The following is a 19153-nucleotide window of genomic DNA, read 5'->3' on the forward strand; positions in this document are numbered from 1 at the left end:
AACCCCGGCCGCGCTCCTATGAGGCTCGTTCACATCTCGGCGCGCCCGATCGTCAGATGGCTCACAATCACTCGACGGCCTGCTCGAGGCGCGCGTAGGCGAGCTGGAGCCAGTCCGGGCCCGCCACGGCGACCATGGTGGCCCCGGCGAACCGGGTGGCGCGCGGCGCGAACAGCAGCCCGCCCGCGTAAGCCGTGACGATCCACTGCGCCAGACAGGAGGCTACCGCCGACCCGGCCGCCGGACGTCGCCGACGTCGATCCGCTCCAGCGCGAACCCTTCGAAGATCACTGTTCTTCGGGGTCGTGGACGGGGACGAGCTCGGCCAGGCCCGAGACGGTCAGGACCGGGGTGAGGAGGGGGCCCGCGACCAGTTCGATGCGGTCGGCGTGGGTGAACAGGACGCTGAGGCCGGCGCTGTCGAGGTAGTCGACGGCGGTGAGATCGAGGACGACCCGGTCACCGCTGCCCTCCAGGGCGGTGACCAGGGCGCCGGTGTTGCTCATGTCGATCTCGCCGGTGAGCGTCAGAACGGAGGTCCCGTCCGGCCGGTGCCCGGAGGTGACGGTGAGCGGGGTGGTCATCGGGAGATCCTCATGTGCATGTCGATGGTGGTTCCGGCCGGGCCGTGGGCGACTGTCACCTGCTGCATCATCGCGCGCATCAGGGCGAGCCCGCGGCCGCGGTGCGCGTTGTCCTCGGGGCGGGGCGGCTTCCAGCGTCCGGTGTCGACGACCGTGACCCGCAGGTCGTCGACGAAGGCCTCGGCGCGCATCCGGATCGGGTCGCCGGGGGAGTGGCTGTGCCCGTGCTCGATGGCGTTCGCGCATGCCTCGCCCGCGGCGACCAGGACGCTCTGCAGCTTCTGCGGCGGGATCTGGCACTGGTCCAGCCAGCGCCGCAGACCGGACCGTACCGGGGCGAGCTGCGCGGAGTCGGCGGGGAAGGAGATCTCGAACGGCGCCGGGTGCCGGTACAGCAGGAGGGCGACGTCGTCGTCGTAGCCGCCGGTGGGCGCGAGACCGGACATGAGACGGGTCGAGAGGTCGTGGACGGCGATGTTCCTGCCCTCCTGCAGGACCTCGCCCGCCTGGTCGATGCCCGCGTCCAGCGACCGGCGCCGGCGTTCGACGAGGCCGTCGGTGTACAGCAGCAGGGTGGCGCGCGCGGGGATGGTGCACTGCCCCTCGGGACGGGTCCTGCCGGTCCGGACGGCCAGCGGGATGGACCGCCCGTCCTCCAGCAGATCGGTGACGCCGTCGGGCCGGGCGAGGATGCCCGGCGGATGCCCCGCGCTGGAGTAGGAGAGCCGCCCGGTCCCGGGGTCGAGGACCCCGCAGAAGACGGTCGTGCAGGCCGCCCCGGGGATGCCGGCCGCGAAGTGGTCGAGCGCCATGAGGGTGCGCGCGGGGCTGGCGTCCTGGAGCAGGAGCGCCCGGCAGGCGCTGCGCATCTGCCCCATGACGGTCGCCGCCTGGAGCCCGCGGCCGACGCAGTCGCCCACGACGATCCCGATCCGGCCGTCCGGCAGGAGGATGGTGTCGTACCAGTCGCCGCCGACCTCCAGGGGAGGCGTGGCGGGCTCGTAGCGGACGGCGAACCCCTCCGGCAGGTGCGACGGCCCGAGGATGGCCCGCTGGAGGGCGATGGCCGTCTCGCGCTGCTGGTCGATCTGGTGCGCCCGGACCAGTCCCTGGGCCAGCCGCCCGGCCAGCAGCGACAGCAGCAGCTCGTCCTCGTCGGTGAAGGGCCGGTGGCCGCCCAGATCGATCCAGAGGGCCATCGGGCCGTCCGGGTGCTCCAGCAGGACGCGGGCGCCGGACGCGTCGGCGACCGGGCTGAGGAGCGGCCGGGACCGGAGCTCGGACAGGAGGCGGCGCCGCTCCCCGGACGGCCGCCCGGGGTCGCCCGGCCCCTCCGTGGCCGTGATCGAGGGTTCGTCGCCGCGGTCGAAGACGGCGGCGAGCACGGACTCGGCCCGCCAGAGGTTCTTCAGCTCGGCCAGCGCCCCGGTGAGCGCCCCGGTCAGGTCGGTGGCCTCGGACAGGCGGGTGCCGAGCGAGGCGAGGGCGCTCTCGCGCTGGATGGCGTAGCGCTCGGCGGTGACGTCGCGGAAGGTCCCGACGACGACCCGGCGGCCGGTGGCGGGGTCGTGGACCTGGTTGAAGGTGGAGTTGATCCACAGCCGGCGCCCGTCGCGGTGATCGACGGGGAGGGTGTGGTCGCCGTGAGCGTCCCCGATCATGCTCCTGAGGACCGCGGCGACCTGCTCGTGGGCCTCGGGGTCGCTCTCGCGGTCCGGCCACCACGGCTGGGCGGGACGGTAGGGAAGCCCTTCGGGGCCGTAGCCGAGGATGTCGGTGAACGCGGCGTTGATCTCGATGACCGAGCCCTCCTCGTCGCAGACGAAGAACGCCTCCTGGAGCGAGTCGACCAGCGCGGTGCGCCAGCGGGCCTGATGGGTGCGCAGCTGGGCCAGCTCCACGGTCGCCCGGACGCGGGCCAGCAGCTCGGCGGCGGCGAACGGCTTGACCAGGTAGTCGTCCGCCCCGGCCTGGAGGCCCTCGATGGCGGCCTCCTGGCCCGCCCGCGCGGACAGCAGCAGCACGGGGACCGACGCCGTGCGCTCGTCGGAGCGGAGCGCGGCGACCAGCGACAGGCCGTCGAGCCGGGGCATCATCACGTCGCTGACGACCAGGTCGGGAGGGTCGGCCCGGACGGCCTCCAGCGCCTCCTGGCCGTCGCCGACGGCGTCGACCTGGTAGCCGGCGTCGGTGAGGATCCGGGCGAGGTAGCCGCGCATGTCGGCGTTGTCGTCGGCGATCAGCGCCCGGGTGGTGAGCGGTACCGAGGAGAACCGCGACACCGGCTGCACCGATCCCCTGACGATCGCGTGCTCGTTCTCGGCGGCGTCGCCGGGCAGCCAGCGCAGCGCCTCCTGCACATAGGGGTCGGCGGTGGCGGAGACCGTCTCGTCGCCGCCCGGCGCGGTGATCGCGTCGGCGGGCAGATGGGCGGAGCCGAACGGGAGCCGGAGGGTGAAGGCGGTGCCCTCGCCCGGGGTGCTCTCGGCGTCGATCGTGCCGCCGTGCAGGCCGATGAGCTCCTTCACCAGGGCCAGCCCGATGCCGCTGCCCTCGTTGGAGCGCGAGCGGGAGTTCTCGATGCGGTGGAAGCGCTCGAACAGCCGGGGCAGCTCGTCGGCGGAGACGCCGATGCCGGTGTCGGCGACGGTCACCACCGCGTGGTCGCCGTCCGCGCGCAGCACGACCCGGATCGACCCCTCGAAGGTGAACTTGAGGGCGTTGCTGAGGAGGTTGAGGACCGTCTTCTCCCACATGCCGCGGTCGAGATAGACGGGTTCGTCCAGTGGCGGGCAGTCGACGTCGAAGACGAGGCCGGCCATGTCGACGGCCGAACGGAAGAGGCTGGCGAGCTCCGCGGTGACCGAGGCCAGATCCACGGGCTCGAACCGCGCCTGCATGCGCCCGGCCTCGATCCGCGAGAAGTCCAGGAGGGTGTTGACCAGCTTGCTCAGCCGCAGGCCGTTGCGCCGGATCGTCTCCAGCTCCCGCAGGGACCGGGCGTCGGAGCCGTCGATCCGGCCGTGCAGTTCCTCCAGCGGCCCCATGATCAGAGTGAGCGGGGTGCGGAACTCGTGGCTGATGTTGGAGAAGAAGGTGGTCTTCGCCCGGTCGAGCTCGGCCAGCGCCTCGGCCCGCTGCTGCTGGGCCTGGTAGCTGCGGGCGCTGGCGATCCCGGCCGCGACATGACCGCAGACCAGCTCGACGAAGCCCCGGTAGCCGTCGTCCAGCGGCCGGTAGCGGTTGAGGGCCGCCACCAGGAACCCGTACGGGGTGCCGCCCTGCTGGAGCAGCGGCATCACCAGGGCCTGGGCGGGAGGACCCTGCCAGTCGCCGGTGGGAAGACCCGCGAACAGGGGCCCGTCGAGGTCGACCAGCGCCGCCTCTCCCCGCGCCGCCGGCCAGGGGCCGCCGTCGGGGAGGGCCGCGGGTGCGGCGGGATGCGCGGCCGAGATCCCGCTGGTCCCCGCCAGCAGGGCCTTGCCGTCGTCGTCGAACAGGTAGGTCAGCGTGAAGGGGAGGTCGCGGAGGTTCCTGGCGAGCTGGCGATCGGCGAACGCCAGCATCTCCTGCTCGGTGCGGATCACGCTCGGATCCGAGCCGAGATCGCGCAGCGTGGCCATCCGGCGCTCGGCGATGACCCGGTCGGTGTCCTCGCTGACCACGCACAGCATCCCGACGACCGCGCCGTCGTCGTCGCGCAGCGGGCTGTAGGAGAAGGTGTGGTAGCTCTCCTCCGGATAGCCCGAGCGCTCGAGGAACAGCAGCAGTGCCTCGTCCCAGGTCGCCTCGCCGGTGGACAGGACGGTGTCGATGCGAGGCCCGATGTCGTCCCAGATCTCCGCCCAGACCTCGGCGGCCGGGCGGCCCAGCGCCCACGGGTACTTGCGGCCCAGCGTGTCCCGCCGGTAGGCGTCGTTGCAGAAGAAGGTCAGCTCGGGGCCCCAGGCCATCCACATGGGGAACCGGGACGAGAGCTGGATGTTCACGGCGGCCCGCAGGCTCTGCGGCCAGGTCTCGGGCGGCCCCAGCGGGGTCGCCGCCCAGTCGACCCGCGCCAGGTCCCGGCCGACCCGGCCGTCGGCGGCGAAGACATCGGCTCCCGCCGTGGGCTCCGGATCCTGCGCGGCGTCTCGGGAACTTCTCACCCGACGTCCTTTCACTGGCACCGATCCTGCCCCAGCCGTCACCGTCGCGCCTTCGCGGTAACGTTGCCGGTCATCAGGATAAAGCCGTTGGGACTGATGACCGGCCCGGTGGGCAGGTTCCCCGCCGATCCGGGTACGGAGTCCGGCGCTGGCACCTCGCTACCCATTTGATCCGTCCCGACTCATCGCATGAGGAACACCTGCACAGGAGATCCGGTGACCGACCGTATTTTGACCGTCACGAGCCAGGCCGGCCCCTCGGGGGCCAGCGTGGTGAACGTGATCGGGGAACTCGACCTCCACACCGCGCCCGACCTCTCCCGGGTCATCGAGGCCACGCCCTTCGGCCCCGGCGAGCCCGTGGTGATCGACCTCTCGCGGCTCGCGTACTGCGACTCCACCGGCATCACCGTACTGATCAACGCCTACCGGCGTGCCGAGGCTGCCGAGGCCCGGCTCTTCCTGGCCGGGCTGAGCGACGACCTGACGCGTGTCTTCCGGATCATCGGTCTCGACCAGGTGTTCGCCATCCAGCCGAGCGTCGAGCAGGCCCTGGACGCTCTTAAGGGGTGAGATGACGGGCTGAGACGAGGAATTCGGGCGCGGGAGCCATGCGGCTCCGCTCCCGTGCGACGTCGCGTCGCTCCTCACGGAGTTCGCGCCGGTGGGCTGACGGCCCGCCGCGCTCGCGTGTGGTGGTCGAGCAGGAGGGTGAGCGTGCCCACGAAACGGTCGCGCTCGGCCTGGTCGAGCGGGGCGAGCAGCTCCTCGTGCAGGCCGTCGAGGATCGCGTCGAGGCGGTGCAGCCGCTCGCGTCCTGATCCCGTGATCGTGATGACGTTGCGGCGGCGGTCGCCGGGATCGGGTGCGCGCTCGACGAGCCCGTCGCCTTCCAGCTCGTTGAGCACGCCGACCATGTCGCTGCGGTAGATGCCGGTCTTCCGGCTCAGCGCGGCCTGGCTGCCGGGCCCGTACTCCTGGAGCGAGGCGAGGACGGCGTAGTGCCACTTGCGGGCGCCGACCTCGGCCAGTCCCTCGCCGACCAGGCGCTCCGCCTGGGCCGAGAGCAGGGACAGCAGCCGGCTCGAGAGCGTGCGCAGCCGTTCGGGCGTCCTCAGGTCGTCGCCCTCGTGGACTCCGGAGTCCTCGCCGCTGCCGCTCATGGCGTCGATCGTACCCCTTGCGTTAGTCGGGCTAACGATGTAACTTCGTTCATGACGGAAACGTTAGTCAAGTAAACGTTTATCGAGCGAACAGATGAGGACGATCCCATGACCGACACCACCCCCGCCTTCGGCACCGCGCTGATCGGGCGGACGGAGAAGACCCTGAACGCGATCCTGGAGCGGCTGCTGGACGGCACCGGCATCACCGAGCCGCAGTGGGTCACCCTGACCCTGGCCGTCACCGGCGGGCCGAGCCCCCGGGCCGAGTTCGTCGCCCGGGCGGCCGCCGTCACGAGGTCCACCGAGGAGGCGGTCGGCGAACGCGTCGCCGGACTGGCCGGTGCGGGAATCCTCGCCGTCGGCCCCGACGGCGTCGTTCAGGTCACCGGAGAGGGCCGCGAGCGGTGGGACGCCGTCCGCGCGTCCATCGGCGAGATCACCGGGAAGCTGTGGGGCGACCTGCCCGCCGAGGACCTGGCCGTCGCGGGCCGGGTGCTGGGCACGGTGCTCGCCAGGGCCGACGCCGTGCTCGCGGCGCGCTGACCCGCTCAGCGGGGGTCGGCGTCCCGGGAGGCCTCGTCCCGGCCGGGTGGACGGAAGGCGAAGTCGGCGTCGTTCCACGGCCACGCGGCGAGGAGGGTCGCCAGCCCGAGGAAGATCAGGAACAGGGCGAAGCTGGCGAAGTCGCGCAGGAACAGCAGCTGCTGGGAGGAGCAGGTGAGGTCCCCGACCGCGAAGACGAGCAACGCGGAGCACAGGACGAGCTGCGCCGTGCCGATGAGGCGCAGCCCGGGCCTGGCCCGTCCGGGGCTCCACCCGAGGGCCAGGCCCGCTCCGATGGGGGCGAAGACCGTCGCGCACAGGGCGATGACGATCCAGTCGGCCGTGGTGCTCATGGCGGCCCCCCCAAGAGGTGAATCATCTTCATCTCGCCATGACATCGCACTACCGAACGAGATTCACCCAACTATGTCCATGTTTATTGGAGATCGTTCTTGGGGGGCGCTCACTTGCGGCCCTTCCAGACGGCCAGGTCCAGCTTGACGAAGACGTGGGCGTCCTGACGGCTCACGGACTTCACGGCGACGCCCGCGACGACGCCCTTGTCGGTGGTGAGGCACAGGCGCAGGCCCTTGGCGGCCTTGGCCGACGTGACGTAGCGGGTCGCCGCCTGGCAGGTGGCGTACCCGAGCTTCTCCTTGCGGGTGAGCACGACGATGCGGCCGTCCGGGGCGCTGATCTCGCCGCCGGTGAAGGCCAGCTGGCCGTCGTAGAGGCCCTCGGCCGGCTTGAGCGGCTCGTCGAGCAGCTCGAGGTGGTAGCCGTCGGACATCTCGACCTGCCCGCCGTTCAGCCGGGCGCCGACCTTCTCGTCCTTGAACCGTCCCTGGTAGGGGTCGGGCTCCTCGGGGCCGAAGACCACCCAGGCCACCGTGATCCCGATCAGGGCCAGCGCGGCGACCGCGCCGCAGCCGATCTTGACCTGGACCACCGGCCGGGCCGGCACCGGCGCGGCCCGCCGGGGGGCGGGAGCGGCCCGGCGGCCCTTGCCCTTCTTCCGGGACGGCGCCGTGACCGGCTTCACCACATGAGGGGTGTTCGGCGCCGCGCCCTTCACCCTGCCCGCGAGCTGCCGGATCTCGTTGCCGGTGCCGGGGCTGCCCAGCAGCGTCACGAACTCGGCCATGTTCTGCAGGGCGGTCGTCGCGGCGGCGGGGTCGAGATCGTTGAGCTGGTCGTGGGAGGCGAGGTTGCGCGCCTCGCGCACCCGGTGCGCGAGCTGGAAGACCCGGCCGGGCAGCTTCCCGCGGAAGGCCGTCTCCTCCTTGGTCAGCACCCAGACGAGATAGCCGAGGTCGCCCAGCGACTCCTGCGTCATCCCGGTCCGCGGATGCCGCTGGGCGAACCGCGCCTGCCACCGGCCGCCGTGGGCCCTGGTCATGTGCTCCTGGACGACCGGGTTCAGCACCCCGGTGACCAGACGCAGCCCACCGGTCACCTGGTCATGATTGATCAGCTTCGCCACCACGGACGCAGCGTAGTGAGTCAGCACCTCGAAAGGCCCGGAGAATCCCGATTTCGTCATCGGCGGTAGGGTGCAGCGACGGCCGGTCGGACGAGCGGGGGCGGGATGGCGCGCAGATCGGTGATCGACGACGTCACCGAGACCATCGCGTTCCAGATCGCGTCCGGCGCCTTCCAGGTGGGCGAGCACCTGCCCTCGATCCGGCAGCTCGCCGTCCGGTACGAGATCAATCCGGCGACCGTCCAGCAGGTGCTGGGACGGCTGCGGTCGGCCGGGTTCGTCGAGGTCCACCAGGGGCTGGGCGCGGTCGTCCGCGACGTCCGGCTGTACGGCGGCATCGAGACCTGGCGCTACCTGTTCCGTTTCTCCGGTCGCCTGCCCGGCCTGGCCGCGCAGATCGTGGCGGAGGTGCTGGAGACCAAGCGCCTGTACGTGCGGCTCGTCCTCACCTCGATCAGCGAGAACCCCGGCCGCTACGACCTCGCGCCGTTCGACCGGGCCGTCCGGAGCTTCGAGCTCCTCGCCCGCGGCGGTGACGCGACGCCGCAGGACCTTCACAAGGCCACCCTGCACCTCCTGCGCACCTGCATGTCGATCACCGAGCGCGGCATCGGGCTCGGCGTGCTGAACTCGGTCGGCGGGATGCTCGGCGAGGTGCCCGAGGTCCTCGGCGTGGTCTACGCCGACCCGGAGGCCGCCGCCTGGTGGTGGCGGCACCTGGTGACGACCGCGAGCAGCGGCGCGCTCGACCAGGACTCCATCGCGCTGCTCCTGACGCTCCTGAACGACTGGGACACCGAGATCACCCTGCGCCTGCAGGACGTCCTCCAGGAGCACTGACCCCGCGACCCTCCCGAGCAGGGGAGATCGTCGCGGAGACTCAGGCAGGCGCTGACGGCACCGGCCACATTTGTCACCGGGATCTATTTGCGGGTCACTGTGCGACACAGACTATGGGTCTCCTTCCTCGCAGATGGGCGGCCGATGCGCGCACACACCTCACCGCCGGACGCCGTCCGTCCGGACCATCAGGGACGCCATGAGCCGCGGCCACACGCGGTGCAGCCCGCGCTGCCAGGACGGCCAGTCGTGGGCGCCGTCCCGGTACAGGTGCGTGGTCACCGGGATGCCCAGCCTCCTCAGCCGCCGCAGGAACGGTCCGATGGTCGACCGGACCACGGGCTCGGCGAGGTTGGCGGCGCTCCACCGCCCCGGCGGGTCGAACGGCCCCGGGCGCCCGGTCAGCCCGGACGCCACGTACAGCCCGGTCCCGCGCAGGCCGGCGGCGAGCGACAGCGGATCGCACGACCGCCAGTACCGGTCGTGGACCAGGGGCACGCCCCACATCCCGAACGGGTCGACCTTCCCGGCGATCCCGGTGGCGGTCAGCAGGGTGGCGGCGGCGAGCGGCGTGCGGATCGTGCACGGCCCGCTGAGCGACGCCGCGTAACGGAAGGTCCCCGGATGGGACGCGGCGCCGAGCAGGGCGCCGTACCCGCCGCCGGAGACCCCGGCGGCCGCGCGGACCGGCGCCGCCGCGTACCGTTCGGCGGCCAGCTCGAACAGATCCCGGACGAGATAGGTCTGCCACCGGGGGCCGCCGCGCCGCCAGTTGGTATAGCCGCCGTAGCGCCCTCCGTCCGGCATCAGGACCACGACGTCGTCGTCGCGGCTCAGCTCCGCGACGTCGGTCCGCTCGGTCCACGACGTGCAGTCGTCGAGTCCGCCGTGGTAGAGGCTCAGCAGCGGCCAGGTCCGGGTGCCGCGCTCGGACCAGCGGTGCGGCAGCAGGACCCGGATCCTCAGCTCCTCCGGCCCCACCGACGCGGCCCTGACGGTCAGCTGGAGCTGCCGGTCGTCCACCCGTTCCTCATCGAGGATCTTGATGTTCATGCCATCGAATTATTCCGTTGAAAGCGGTCTTCTCTCTCGTCTCGAATGAGTGACTTCGGTCGGCTGAACCATCCTTTTCGCGCCCTTGTCCGACGTTCTCATCGGGCTGCCATGAACTGTGAAAGAAGAAGGGTAAGAAGCGCATGGCCCTTGCATTCGTCGCCATTGTCGCCCTCTGCATGACCCTCAACGCGTTCCGGCTGCGCGCCCGGCTCCGGGCGCTGCGCCCCCTGCCGGAGCCGGCCGGGGACCGGGTCGACGGATCGGAGTACGTGCTGCTCACGGCCCGGGGCGTCCGGGTCTCCGCCGAAGTGCTGCGGGCCGCCGAGCAGTACGCGGTCCGCCATGAGGTCGGCGTCCTCGATCTGCTGCCGCGCGATCTCGCGGTCGACGAGATCATGGACCTGGTCAAGCACACGGATTTCGCCGCCTACCGCGCCGACCCCTTCGGAATGGGGCGCGGCGCCTGCCATGCCGTTCTCGCGCGGAACGACGCGGTGAAGAGCGCCGGAATGGACGTGACGGAGAACCTCGACCCCGACGAGCTCGGCGCCGCCACCGCCCGCCTCAAGCTCCACACCGGAAGCGCGGACATCCTCGTCGCCGAGGTCGCCGTCGATCCGGGGCACGACGGGACCGCCTTCCGCCGGTCCCGGCTGCGGTCCCTCGCCCTGGTGATCCCGGAGACCCTCGCGCTGCCGCAGACCCTGCTCGCCGCCGCCGCCGGCTACCTGCTCGTCGCGCTCGCGCTGGCCGTCGCGCCGCCCTACGGGCTCGCGCTCGCCGTGCTCTACTGCCTGACCCCGCTGGCCGTGTTCGCCGGGACCCCCGTCCGGCCGCGGAACCTGGCCCGCTTCTGCGCGCTGCGCCCGCTGCACACCCCGCTGTCGATCCACCGGACCCTCGCCGCCCCGCGCACCCGCTGGGAGCGCGGCCTCATCGAGCGCCGCGAGGACGCCCGCCAGTGGTACCGCGACCAGATCGCCCTCGGGACCGGCCGTTTCCTCGGGCCCCGCGCCGAGCGCTGCCCCTGGTGCGACGGTCCGGGCCTGCGCCGCCACGTGGTGGCCCGCGACGTCCTCCAGGGCAAGCCCGGACGGTTCCCGCTCGACCGGTGCACCGGCTGCGGCCACGTCTTCCAGAACCCGCGCGTGACCGGCGAGGGCCTCGCCTTCTACTACAAGGACGTCTACGACGGTCTCGGCGACGTCCTCGCCGAGCGGATCTTCACCTCGAACACGTCCTGGTACCTGGACCGCGTCGCGATGGTCGGCCGGCACACCGATCCCGTCGCCTGGCTCGACGTCGGCACCGGCAAGGCGCACTTCTGCCGTGCCGCCAAGACGGTCCTGCCCGACACCCGCTTCGACGGCCTCGACCTCAGCGCGGCGATCGAGGAGGGCGCCGCCCGCGGCTGGGTCGACCGCGGCTACCGCGGCGAACTGCGGGACCTGGCCGGTCAGCTCGCCGGGCGCTACGACGTGATCAGCATGCACCACTATCTCGAGCACACCGAGGACCCGCACGCCGAGCTCGACACCGTCGCGGCGATCCTCGCCCCCGGCGGCCATCTGCTGCTGGAGATGCCCGACCCCGAGTCGTGGTTCGGGCGCGTCCTGCGCGGCTTCTGGGTGCCGTGGCTGGCGCCCCAGCACCTGCACATGATCCCCGTGGGCAATCTGGTCGCCGCGCTGGAGACCCGCGGCCTGCGGGTCCTGGCCGTCGAACGGCGCGAGGCCGACCAGGGTCCCGACTTCGTGGCGTCCGCCGCCGCCGTCGTCAACTGGCTCGGCCTCGACGTCGAGCGGCCGTGGTGGCCGCGCGTCCCCGGCCGGCGCGAGTACGCCGGAGTCCTCGCCACGATCGCCCTCGCCGGTCCCCTCATGGGGCTGGCCGTCCTGCTCGACCTCCTGACCCTTCCCCTAGCCCGCAGGCACAGCAACGCCTACCGCGTCCTGGCCGGAAAGCACGACCACCGATGAAGCACACGATCACCGCCCTCACGCTCCTGCTCTCGCTGGCCGTCCCGGCGCAGGCCCCGGCGTCGGCCGCCGCGGTCAAGGAGAAGTGGCTCGGGAAGAGGACCCTCGACCTGACCTGGTACTCCGCCAACGTCGGCACGAAGGTCAGCGCCCGGCTGCTGCTGCCGCGCGGCTGGAAGAAGTCGGCCCGCAGGACGTGGCCGGTCGTCTACGCCTTCCAGGGCGGCCGCGACGACTACACCTCCTGGACGCGCGAGACCGACATCGCGAAGGTCGCGGCGCCGTACGGCGTCATCGTCGTCATGCCGTCCGGGGGTGAGAACGGCAGCTACACCGACTGGTGGAACGACGGCAAGGGCGGCACCCCGAAGTGGGAGACCTTCCACACCGGGGAACTCCCGAAGCTGATGGGCCGCTACCGGGCCGGCGCCCGCAGGGCCGTCCTGGGCGTCTCCTCCGGCGGCCAGGGCGCGATGGCCTACGCCGCGCGCCACCCCCGCATGTACCGCTACGCGGCCTCCTTCAGCGGGTCGACCCATCTGACCATGGACGGGATGCAGACCTTCCTCACCACGGTCAACCTGCTCGGCAGCGGGCTCGACGCGTTCAAGATCTTCGGGGTGCCGGGCCGGGACGACGCCAACTGGCGCGCCCACGACCCCTACCTGCTGGCGTCCAAGCTGCGCGGCACCGGCCTGTACATCTCCAGCGGCACCACCGGCTTCAACGGCCCCCACACCCCGCCGGGCGGGATCTGGCGGCTCACCCAGCTCAGCGAGATCCTGATCGGGCAGATGAACATCTCGTTCGCCGCCCGCCTCGACGCGCTGGGCATCCCCGTCACCCGGCACATCTACGGCAACGGCTGGCACGCCTGGCCCGAATGGACCCAAGAGCTCCACACCGCCTGGCCCCTGATGATGCGCTCCCTGGGCGCGGAGAGAGGAACCCCGTGAACACCACCCCGCTGATCACCAGGCTCGCTCGGTGGGCGCGCCTGCATCCCGGCGACACCGCCTACACCTTCGTCGACTACAGCGAGGAGACGGGCGGCGTCGCCACCGACATCACCTGGTCCGAGCTCGACCGGAGGTCCCGGGCGCTGGCCGCGGCGCTGCGCGGGGCCGCCGAACCCGGGACCCGCGCCGCCATCCTCGCCCCGCAGTCCCTCGACTATCTGGTGGCCTTCTTCGGCTGCCTGTACGCCCGGATCGTCGCGGTGCCCCTGTTCGCCCCCGACCTGCCGGGCCATGTCGACCGGCTGGTCGCCGTCCACCGCGACGCCGCCCCCTCGATCGTCATCACCACCGCGGCGGCCGAGGAGGGGGTCGTCGCGTTCTTCGCCGCCAACGACCTCGAACCGCCGAAGGAGATCGTCGTCACCGACCGGATCGACCCGGACGCCCCGTGGGAGGCGGAGCCGATCGGCCTCGACGACATCGCCTACCTGCAGTACACGTCCGGATCGACCCGGGTGCCCGCCGGGGTGGTCATCACCCACGGCAACCTGACCGCCAACGCCGAGCAGCTGCACGGCGCGGGGGAGGGGACGCCGAAGACCTCCAGCGGCGTCAGCTGGCTGCCGCTCTTCCACGACATGGGCCTGGTGTTCACCGCGGCGCTGCCGCTGGTGCACGCCAACCCGTGCGTCCTCATGGACCCGGTGGCGTTCATCATGCGGCCGCTGCGCTGGCTGGAGGTGCTCAGCGGCCGGCCCGACGTCTACACCGCGGGACCGAACTTCGCCTTCGAGTACCTGACGGCCAACGTGACCGCGGAGGAGAAGAAGCACCTCGACCTGAGCGGGGTGCGGATGCTGCTGAACGGGGCCGAGCCGATCAGGCCGTCGACGCTGGAGGCCTTCCTGGACGCCTTCGCCGTCTGCGGCCTGCGCGCCGAGGCCCAGGCCCCCGGCTACGGTCTCGCCGAGGCCACCGTGTACGTCCTGGCCTCATCGCCGCGGCACCCGCCGACCACGGCGCCGTTCGACCGTGAGGCGCTCGCCGCGGGACGGGCGGTGGCCCGCCCCGGCGACCCGGGCGCCGCGACGGTCCTGGTCTCCTGCGGCTCGCCCCACGGCCAGAACGTGCTCATCGTCGATCCCGAGCGGGGGCGCCCGGTCCCCGACGGCGTGATCGGCGAGCTGTGGATCAACGGCCCGAACGTCGCCGCCGGCTACTGGGGACGGCCGGAGGTCTCCGAGGAGGTCTTCCGCGCCGTCCTCGCCGAGCCGCCCGCGGGCCTGCCCGCCGGGCCCTGGCTGCGCACTGGTGACCTCGGCTTCCGGCACGAGGGGGAGTTCTACGTGACCGGCCGCCGCAAGGACCTCATCATCATCGACGGCCGCAACCACTACCCGCAGGACATCGAGTACACCGCGGCCGAGGCCCACCCGGCCGTCCGGGACGGCTACGTCGCCGCGTTCGCCGTCCCGGACGCCGACACCGAAGGCCTCGTCGTCGTCGCCGAACGCAACCGCCGCGTCCCGATCCGCCTGCTCGACCGGGCCGACGTGGACCGGGCGGTGCGGGCCGCGGTCCACCGTCACCACCGGCTGTCCGTCCACGCCTTCGTGCTGATCGAGCCCGGCACCCTCCCGCGCACGACCAGCGGCAAGCTCAGCCGCACGGCCTGCCACGCCGCCTACGACGGCGCGGCCCTCATCCGCACGCCCGCGTGATGAGGGCCGGTCCGGTCACAGCGGCCGGGTGGCCAGGGCCCGGTCCAGGCGCTGCTGGGCGCGGGCGGCCTCGCGGGCGCGGTAGGCGATGGGCATGTAGCGGACGCGCTCGGGGAGCAGCGGCGTGGTGCGGGCGATGGTCTGGCCGACGCGCCGCAGCCGCCGCTCGTCGGCGGGGGTCCAGGTCAGGCCCAGCTTCTCCCGGGCGGCCTCGGGGAGGGTGCCGATCGTGACGAACCTGCCGAGCCGTCCCGTGCTCATGGCGAGGGGGGCGAGCGCGGGACGCAGCAGCGGCGGGACGGTCGGCGGCACCTTGTCCATGTTGTCCAGGACGTGGTGGGCGACCCGATGCGGGACGAGGGTGTCGGCGACCATGGCGTCGAAGTAGGTCCAGTACTCGTCGATCGTCGCGGGGATCAGCCGGGAGGGGACCTGCAGGATCCGTCCCAGGTGCATGAACTCGTCGAAGACCTGCTGTTCGCTCTCCTCGTCCAGCGGCTCCAGCGCGAAGTAGCGGGCCGAGGCGACCGCGGCGTAGAAGCCGGTGAGGTGCACCCACGCCCACGGCTCGCCGGACAGGGCGTGGTGGCGCTGCCCGTTCTCGTCGACGGCGCTGAGCGGCTTGTGCATCTCGCGCAGCCGCTTGCCCTCCTCGATCGCGGTCCGCCCGCCGTAGACCCAGGTCTGCACGGACGCGAAGCTGCGCCTGGCCCGTCCGACGGGATCGGTCCGGAAACTGGACAACTGGTCGACCACCGTGCCGATGGCCGGATGCATCGACTGGAGGATGAAGGCGCAGCTTCCGGCGAGCGCCGAGGAGTAGAGGCCGATCGAGTCCCACATCAGGGAGCCGGGGCCGAACGGTTCGGGATCGCTGTCGTCGCGCGCCGGAACGGCGGCTCCGGTGGTCTCCATCAAGCTCATCGTGGGTCCTTAACGGGGGAGATGCTGTCCTGTTAAGTTGAACGCGAATAAGCAGTCGCTTACAAGTCGCGTTTCCCGAGAGCGGGGTCAGATGCCCGAATTCCCAGCTACAGGCCCTCGCAAGGTTCCCCGCCAGGAACGCTCGCGCCGGACGGTGGAGCGCATCCTGGACGCCGCCACTCGCGTTCTGTCCGAGCGCGGCTACGACGGCGCCTCCACCAACAGGATCGCGGCGGAGGCGGGACTCAGCAACGGCTCCCTCTATCAGTACTTCCCGCACAAGGACGCGATCGTGGTGGCGGTCCTCGACCGGTTCGCCGACCATCTCGCGGAGCAGCTCGGCCGGGAGATCGAGTCGGCGGGCCCGGGATCGTGGCAGGCGGGCGGCCGCGCTCTGCTCGACGCCCAGGTCAGGCTGTTCGAGGAGCACGCCGACCTGCTGCGGGTCGTCGTCGAGCAGGTGCCGAGGCTGGGGCCGTTCGACAAGCTCGCCGCGCTCCAGCGCCGCTTCACCGACATCGTCCGGGTCTACCTGCTGCTCAACCGCGACAGCTTCCGCGCCGGCCTGGACGTCGACACGACCGTCTGGCTGCTGAGTGAGACCGTCGGCCAGGTGTCGATCAGGTACGTACTCGACCGGCCCCGCATCCCCCGGGAACGCTTCGTCGACGAGCTCGCCGAGCTGATCATCCGTTACATCGACCGCTGATCCCGGCTCTCCTGCGCTGCGTGGGCGGTGGTGTAGAGGGCCAGGGAGAGGTCGACGGCGCTGCCGACCACGGCGTCCAGGTCGTCGCCGAGGCGCCCGTCGGCCCAGCGCTGGGCGAGCTCGGTCATCGCGCCGGTGAACATGGTCGCGGCGATGACGAGGGAGAGCGGCGGGTCGCCGACGCGGCTCATCGCGATGATGCCCTCCAGCATCGCGTTCTGGGCGGCGCGGCGGCGGGCGGCGAGGAGTTCGTCGCCGGGGGCCTCGGCGAACAGGACGCGGCCGCGGCGCGGATCGTCGCTGATGAAGCTCAGCACGCTGCGGATGCCCGCGCGGCTGCGCGCCTCGGGCCCGGGGCCCGCGCCCTCGAGCGCCTCGAACAGGACCTGGCCGAGCGCGGCGGCCTGCTCGTCGTAGACGGCGGCGAGCAGCGCGGCGGTGTCGGGGAAGTTCTCGTAGAAGTAGCGCGTGTGCAGGTCCGCCTCGCGGCACACCGCGCGCACCGTCAGCGCGGTCTCGCCCTCGGCGCCGAACAGGGCGTACGCCGCTTTCAGCAGCATGTCGCGCCGCTCGTGCCTGCGGCGGGCCGCGGGGACCCCCGCCCACCGGGTGGCGGTCGGACTCTGGTCGGCCGTCATGGCCGTCACGATACCAAGTCTGGACACGGATGTGTCCAGATGGCTAGTCTGGATACAGTCGTATCCATAAAAGGGAGAGCCAGATGCCGAGAGCGAACCTCATCGCCGCGCGGTTCGAGCGGTCCTTCGACAACGACATCCGGTCGAAGTTCTTCAAGAAACTGGAGTTCGACGGGCCGGAGGGCGATCCCGGCTGGTTCGGGCCCGACAGCGCCGTCTGGTACGTGCACTCCCATCTGCCGACGCTGATCCTCGGCCTGGTGGGAGCGGCCTACATCGAGGGCCTCGACCCGAGCATCAGCTGGATGGGTCATGACCACTCGCGGCTGGTGCAGCGGGTCGACGGGGTGGCGACGGGCAACATCGACCCCGAGGGGGCCGCGGTGCGGCTCGCCCACTCCGTCTCCTTCTTCATCGGCACCGCCTACGGCTCGACCGCGACCGCCGAGCGGCTGGCGCGGACCGTCCGGGCGATGCACCACACCGTCAAGGGGACCCGGCCCGACGGGCTGGCCTACGACGCCGACGACCCCGAGTGGCTCCGGTGGAACTACGCGACCGTCGTGTGGGGGCTGGCGACGGCGCACGAGCGCTACCACGCCCGCCCGCTGCGCGGTGCCGACCTCGATCGGTACTACGCCGAGTTCGTGCGGGTCGGCGAGGCGCTGGGCGGAACGGACCTGCCCGCCTCGAAGGCGGAGGTCGCCGAATGCCTGGAGTCCTACCTGCCGCGTCTGGCCGTCACGCCGATCCGGGCCTTCAACACCGGTCCCAACCTGCGCGGCAACGGCATCCCGCCGTGGGAGCCCGGCAGCCAGTTCATGGACTGGGCGGCTCGCGACATGCTTCCCCGCTGGGCGCAGCGGCTCTGCCTCTACCAGGAGCCCAACCGGCTGGCGCTGCGCTTCCGCCGCTCCGCCCTCTGGCTGGCCCTCAACGGCCTCCACGAGGCGACCGGCCCGCTCCCGGAGTTCCGCCAGGCGCAGGCGCGCGTCGCGGCGGGCACCACCAGCGAACCCGTGCTCTCGACGGCGCCGACCGTCCCCGACCCCGAGCTCACCCGCGACCAGATCGAGGCCGCCGTGTAGTCCCGATCAGGTCACCTTTCCGGGTCTTGACCGGTCCCGGGGGGTTGCGTACTTTCCGTGAGGAGCCGCTTCCAGCCGGTTCCCCGCCGGAGAGGGGACTCGATGACCGCCGAGCTCGACCCGAACACGTCCTGGCCGGAGATCGTGCCGGGCCCGCTGGGCACGCCGCCGCCGGAGTTCGCGCGCCGCCGCGTGGAGGGGCCGCTGGCGCCCGCGGCGATGCCCAGCGGCGACCGGGTCCCGCTCGCGGTCAGGTACGACGACGTCCGGGCGCTGCTCGGCTCGCCCGCGTGCAGCCGGAACCTGCGCCTGCCCGGGCTGCCCCGGCTGGTCAGCGGCATCGGCATCGACGACGATCCGGACTCGCTGATCAACCAGGATCCGCCCGAGCACACCCGCTACCGCCGGATCATGCAGGGCACCTTCACCCCGCGCGCCGTCGAACCCTGGCGGCCGCGGATCGCCTCGATCGCCGACGGCCTCCTGGACGCCCTCGGCGACGGTTTCGACCTGGTCGAGGAGTTCGCGGTCCAGCTCCCCGGCTACGTGATCTGCGAGCTGCTGGGAGTCCCGGTCGAGCGGTACGGCCAGTTCCGCGCCTGGACCGACATGTTCCTGACCACGTCGACCACCAGCGAACAGGCCCGCTACCAGGGCTACACCGAGTTCATGGCCTACGCCGCCGAACTCGTCGCCCAGCACAGAGCGGAGCCCGGCGAGGACCTCATCGACCTGCTCATCCAGGCCAGGGACGACGACGACCGGCTGACCGAGGGCGAGCTCGTGAACACCGTCTTCTCCCTCATCACCGCCGGCCACGAGACGACCGCCTCGATGATCGCGCGCGGCTTCTTCCGCTTCATGGTCCATCCCGGGGCCTGGGACGAGCTGGTCGCCGACCCCGCTCTCGCGGTGATCGCCGTCGAAGAGGTCCTCCGCTACGACGGCCCCCCGGCCAGCGCGTTCATGCGCCGCGTCGCCCGCGACACGGAGATCCCCAGCGGCCCGCTCACCGCGAACACCGTCGTCATGCCGAACCTGAACGCCGCCAACCACGACCCCGAGGCCTTCCCCGAGCCGGAGCGCTTCGACATCCACCGCTTCACCGGCCATCCCGCCCACCCGCACGTCGCCTTCGGCTATGGCGCCCACCGCTGCCTGGCCGCCAGCCTCGCCCGGATCGAGCTCACCGAGGCGTTCCGCGCTCTGGCCACCCGCCGCCCGACCCTGCGACTGGCCCTCCCACCGGAATCCGTCGAGTGGACCGAGGGCCTCACCTACCGCCCGAGCTCCCTCCCGGTGATCACTACCTGAG

The 19153-nt window shown here is 72.0% G+C and carries 18 protein-coding genes; 9 read left to right on the plus strand and 9 right to left on the minus strand.

Annotated features, from left to right (window positions below; translation table 11 throughout):
• Positions 1-67: 67 nt before the first annotated feature.
• The 3 genes from ABD785_RS12585 to ABD785_RS12595 all read right to left on the minus strand — a co-directional run bounded on the left by ABD785_RS12585 (position 68) and on the right by ABD785_RS12595 (position 4732).
• Complete coding sequence (locus tag ABD785_RS12585) at positions 68-214, minus strand: DUF1360 domain-containing protein (RefSeq protein WP_425547763.1); 147 nt, start codon at positions 212-214, stop codon at positions 68-70.
• A 73-nt stretch (positions 215-287) separates the two neighbouring features.
• Positions 288-584 carry an STAS domain-containing protein gene (locus tag ABD785_RS12590; protein WP_344826571.1) on the minus strand — a complete coding sequence of 99 codons (297 nt, stop codon included), beginning with the start codon at positions 582-584 and terminating at the stop codon, positions 288-290.
• Complete coding sequence (locus ABD785_RS12595; protein WP_344826573.1) at positions 581-4732, minus strand: SpoIIE family protein phosphatase; 4152 nt, start codon at positions 4730-4732, stop codon at positions 581-583. Before ABD785_RS12595 ends, ABD785_RS12590 begins: the two co-directional genes overlap by 4 nt.
• Before the next feature lie 216 nt (positions 4733-4948).
• Between ABD785_RS12595 and ABD785_RS12600 the strand changes: the two genes are divergently transcribed.
• Complete coding sequence (locus tag ABD785_RS12600) at positions 4949-5305, plus strand: STAS domain-containing protein (RefSeq protein WP_344826576.1); 357 nt, start codon at positions 4949-4951, stop codon at positions 5303-5305.
• A gap of 74 nt (positions 5306-5379) precedes the next feature.
• On the opposite strand, the gene ABD785_RS12605 is transcribed toward ABD785_RS12600, so the two are convergent.
• A complete protein-coding gene (locus ABD785_RS12605; RefSeq protein ID WP_344826579.1) occupies positions 5380-5895 on the minus strand; it encodes a MarR family winged helix-turn-helix transcriptional regulator in 516 nt (171 codons plus the stop codon).
• A 108-nt stretch (positions 5896-6003) separates the two neighbouring features.
• Here ABD785_RS12605 and ABD785_RS12610 point away from each other — a divergent pair, with 108 nt between their 5' ends.
• Positions 6004-6441: a MarR family winged helix-turn-helix transcriptional regulator gene (locus tag ABD785_RS12610; RefSeq protein ID WP_344826582.1), complete on the plus strand. Its 438-nt coding sequence runs from the start codon at positions 6004-6006 to the stop codon at positions 6439-6441.
• Between the two features lie 5 nt (positions 6442-6446).
• Here the strand turns inward: ABD785_RS12610 and ABD785_RS12615 are convergent, their stop codons facing one another.
• Both ABD785_RS12615 and ABD785_RS12620 read right to left on the minus strand, forming a co-directional pair.
• A complete protein-coding gene (locus ABD785_RS12615; protein ID WP_344826585.1) occupies positions 6447-6794 on the minus strand; it encodes a hypothetical protein in 348 nt (115 codons plus the stop codon).
• A gap of 110 nt (positions 6795-6904) precedes the next feature.
• Positions 6905-7927 carry a Swt1 family HEPN domain-containing protein gene (locus tag ABD785_RS12620; RefSeq protein WP_344826588.1) on the minus strand — a complete coding sequence of 341 codons (1023 nt, stop codon included), beginning with the start codon at positions 7925-7927 and terminating at the stop codon, positions 6905-6907.
• 102 nt (positions 7928-8029) lie between these two features.
• Here ABD785_RS12620 and ABD785_RS12625 point away from each other — a divergent pair, with 102 nt between their 5' ends.
• Entirely contained in the window at positions 8030-8764 is a 735-nt protein-coding gene (locus ABD785_RS12625; RefSeq protein ID WP_344826591.1) for a GntR family transcriptional regulator, read from the plus strand.
• Positions 8765-8923: 159 nt separating this feature from the next.
• Here the strand turns inward: ABD785_RS12625 and ABD785_RS12630 are convergent, their stop codons facing one another.
• Positions 8924-9817, minus strand: a complete 894-nt coding sequence (locus ABD785_RS12630) for an alpha/beta hydrolase (protein WP_344826594.1) — start codon at positions 9815-9817, stop codon at positions 8924-8926.
• A 143-nt stretch (positions 9818-9960) separates the two neighbouring features.
• Here ABD785_RS12630 and ABD785_RS12635 point away from each other — a divergent pair, with 143 nt between their 5' ends.
• From ABD785_RS12635 to ABD785_RS12645, 3 genes are read left to right on the plus strand one after another with little or no spacing between them, the layout of a single operon-like run.
• A complete protein-coding gene (locus ABD785_RS12635; protein ID WP_344826597.1) occupies positions 9961-11799 on the plus strand; it encodes a class I SAM-dependent methyltransferase in 1839 nt (612 codons plus the stop codon).
• Positions 11796-12755 carry an alpha/beta hydrolase gene (locus tag ABD785_RS12640; RefSeq protein ID WP_344826600.1) on the plus strand — a complete coding sequence of 320 codons (960 nt, stop codon included), beginning with the start codon at positions 11796-11798 and terminating at the stop codon, positions 12753-12755. The genes ABD785_RS12635 and ABD785_RS12640 overlap by 4 nt, the downstream gene beginning before the upstream one ends.
• Positions 12752-14479 carry a fatty acyl-AMP ligase gene (locus ABD785_RS12645; RefSeq protein WP_344826604.1) on the plus strand — a complete coding sequence of 576 codons (1728 nt, stop codon included), beginning with the start codon at positions 12752-12754 and terminating at the stop codon, positions 14477-14479. Before ABD785_RS12640 ends, ABD785_RS12645 begins: the two co-directional genes overlap by 4 nt.
• Before the next feature lie 15 nt (positions 14480-14494).
• Here the strand turns inward: ABD785_RS12645 and ABD785_RS12650 are convergent, their stop codons facing one another.
• Entirely contained in the window at positions 14495-15403 is a 909-nt protein-coding gene (locus tag ABD785_RS12650; protein ID WP_344826607.1) for an oxygenase MpaB family protein, read from the minus strand.
• 154 nt (positions 15404-15557) lie between these two features.
• Between ABD785_RS12650 and ABD785_RS12655 the strand changes: the two genes are divergently transcribed.
• A complete protein-coding gene (locus tag ABD785_RS12655) occupies positions 15558-16112 on the plus strand; it encodes a TetR/AcrR family transcriptional regulator (RefSeq protein ID WP_344826610.1) in 555 nt (184 codons plus the stop codon).
• Here ABD785_RS12655 and ABD785_RS12660 read toward each other — a convergent pair.
• Positions 16097-16750, minus strand: a complete 654-nt coding sequence (locus ABD785_RS12660) for a TetR/AcrR family transcriptional regulator (protein ID WP_344827100.1) — start codon at positions 16748-16750, stop codon at positions 16097-16099. The two genes, ABD785_RS12655 and ABD785_RS12660, sit on opposite strands and share 16 nt — an antisense overlap.
• Before the next feature lie 83 nt (positions 16751-16833).
• On the opposite strand from ABD785_RS12660, the gene ABD785_RS12665 reads away from it, so the two are divergent.
• Positions 16834-17838 carry an oxygenase MpaB family protein gene (locus tag ABD785_RS12665; RefSeq protein ID WP_344826613.1) on the plus strand — a complete coding sequence of 335 codons (1005 nt, stop codon included), beginning with the start codon at positions 16834-16836 and terminating at the stop codon, positions 17836-17838.
• Between the two features lie 102 nt (positions 17839-17940).
• Positions 17941-19152: a cytochrome P450 gene (locus tag ABD785_RS12670; protein ID WP_344826616.1), complete on the plus strand. Its 1212-nt coding sequence runs from the start codon at positions 17941-17943 to the stop codon at positions 19150-19152.
• The last annotated feature ends 1 nt before the right edge of the window (position 19153 follow it).

Origin of the sequence: Actinocorallia longicatena (genome assembly GCF_039534125.1) — a bacterium.
GTDB lineage: Bacteria > Actinomycetota > Actinomycetes > Streptosporangiales > Streptosporangiaceae > Actinocorallia > Actinocorallia longicatena.

Excerpts from the sequence above, each read along its gene's own strand:
- ABD785_RS12590 (WP_344826571.1), bottom strand. The coding sequence starts at position 584 with ATGACCACCCCGCTCACCGTCACCTCCGGGCACCGGCCGGACGGGACC.
- ABD785_RS12605 (WP_344826579.1), bottom strand. The coding sequence starts at position 5,895 with ATGAGCGGCAGCGGCGAGGACTCCGGAGTCCACGAGGGCGACGACCTG.
- ABD785_RS12610 (WP_344826582.1), top strand. The coding sequence starts at position 6,004 with ATGACCGACACCACCCCCGCCTTCGGCACCGCGCTGATCGGGCGGACG.
- ABD785_RS12615 (WP_344826585.1), bottom strand. The coding sequence starts at position 6,794 with ATGAGCACCACGGCCGACTGGATCGTCATCGCCCTGTGCGCGACGGTC.
- ABD785_RS12625 (WP_344826591.1), top strand. The coding sequence starts at position 8,030 with ATGGCGCGCAGATCGGTGATCGACGACGTCACCGAGACCATCGCGTTC.
- ABD785_RS12630 (WP_344826594.1), bottom strand. The coding sequence starts at position 9,817 with ATGAACATCAAGATCCTCGATGAGGAACGGGTGGACGACCGGCAGCTC.
- ABD785_RS12635 (WP_344826597.1), top strand. The coding sequence starts at position 9,961 with ATGGCCCTTGCATTCGTCGCCATTGTCGCCCTCTGCATGACCCTCAAC.
- ABD785_RS12640 (WP_344826600.1), top strand. The coding sequence starts at position 11,796 with ATGAAGCACACGATCACCGCCCTCACGCTCCTGCTCTCGCTGGCCGTC.
- ABD785_RS12650 (WP_344826607.1), bottom strand. The coding sequence starts at position 15,403 with ATGAGCTTGATGGAGACCACCGGAGCCGCCGTTCCGGCGCGCGACGAC.
- ABD785_RS12660 (WP_344827100.1), bottom strand. The coding sequence starts at position 16,750 with ATGACGGCCGACCAGAGTCCGACCGCCACCCGGTGGGCGGGGGTCCCC.
- ABD785_RS12665 (WP_344826613.1), top strand. The coding sequence starts at position 16,834 with ATGCCGAGAGCGAACCTCATCGCCGCGCGGTTCGAGCGGTCCTTCGAC.
- ABD785_RS12670 (WP_344826616.1), top strand. The coding sequence starts at position 17,941 with ATGACCGCCGAGCTCGACCCGAACACGTCCTGGCCGGAGATCGTGCCG.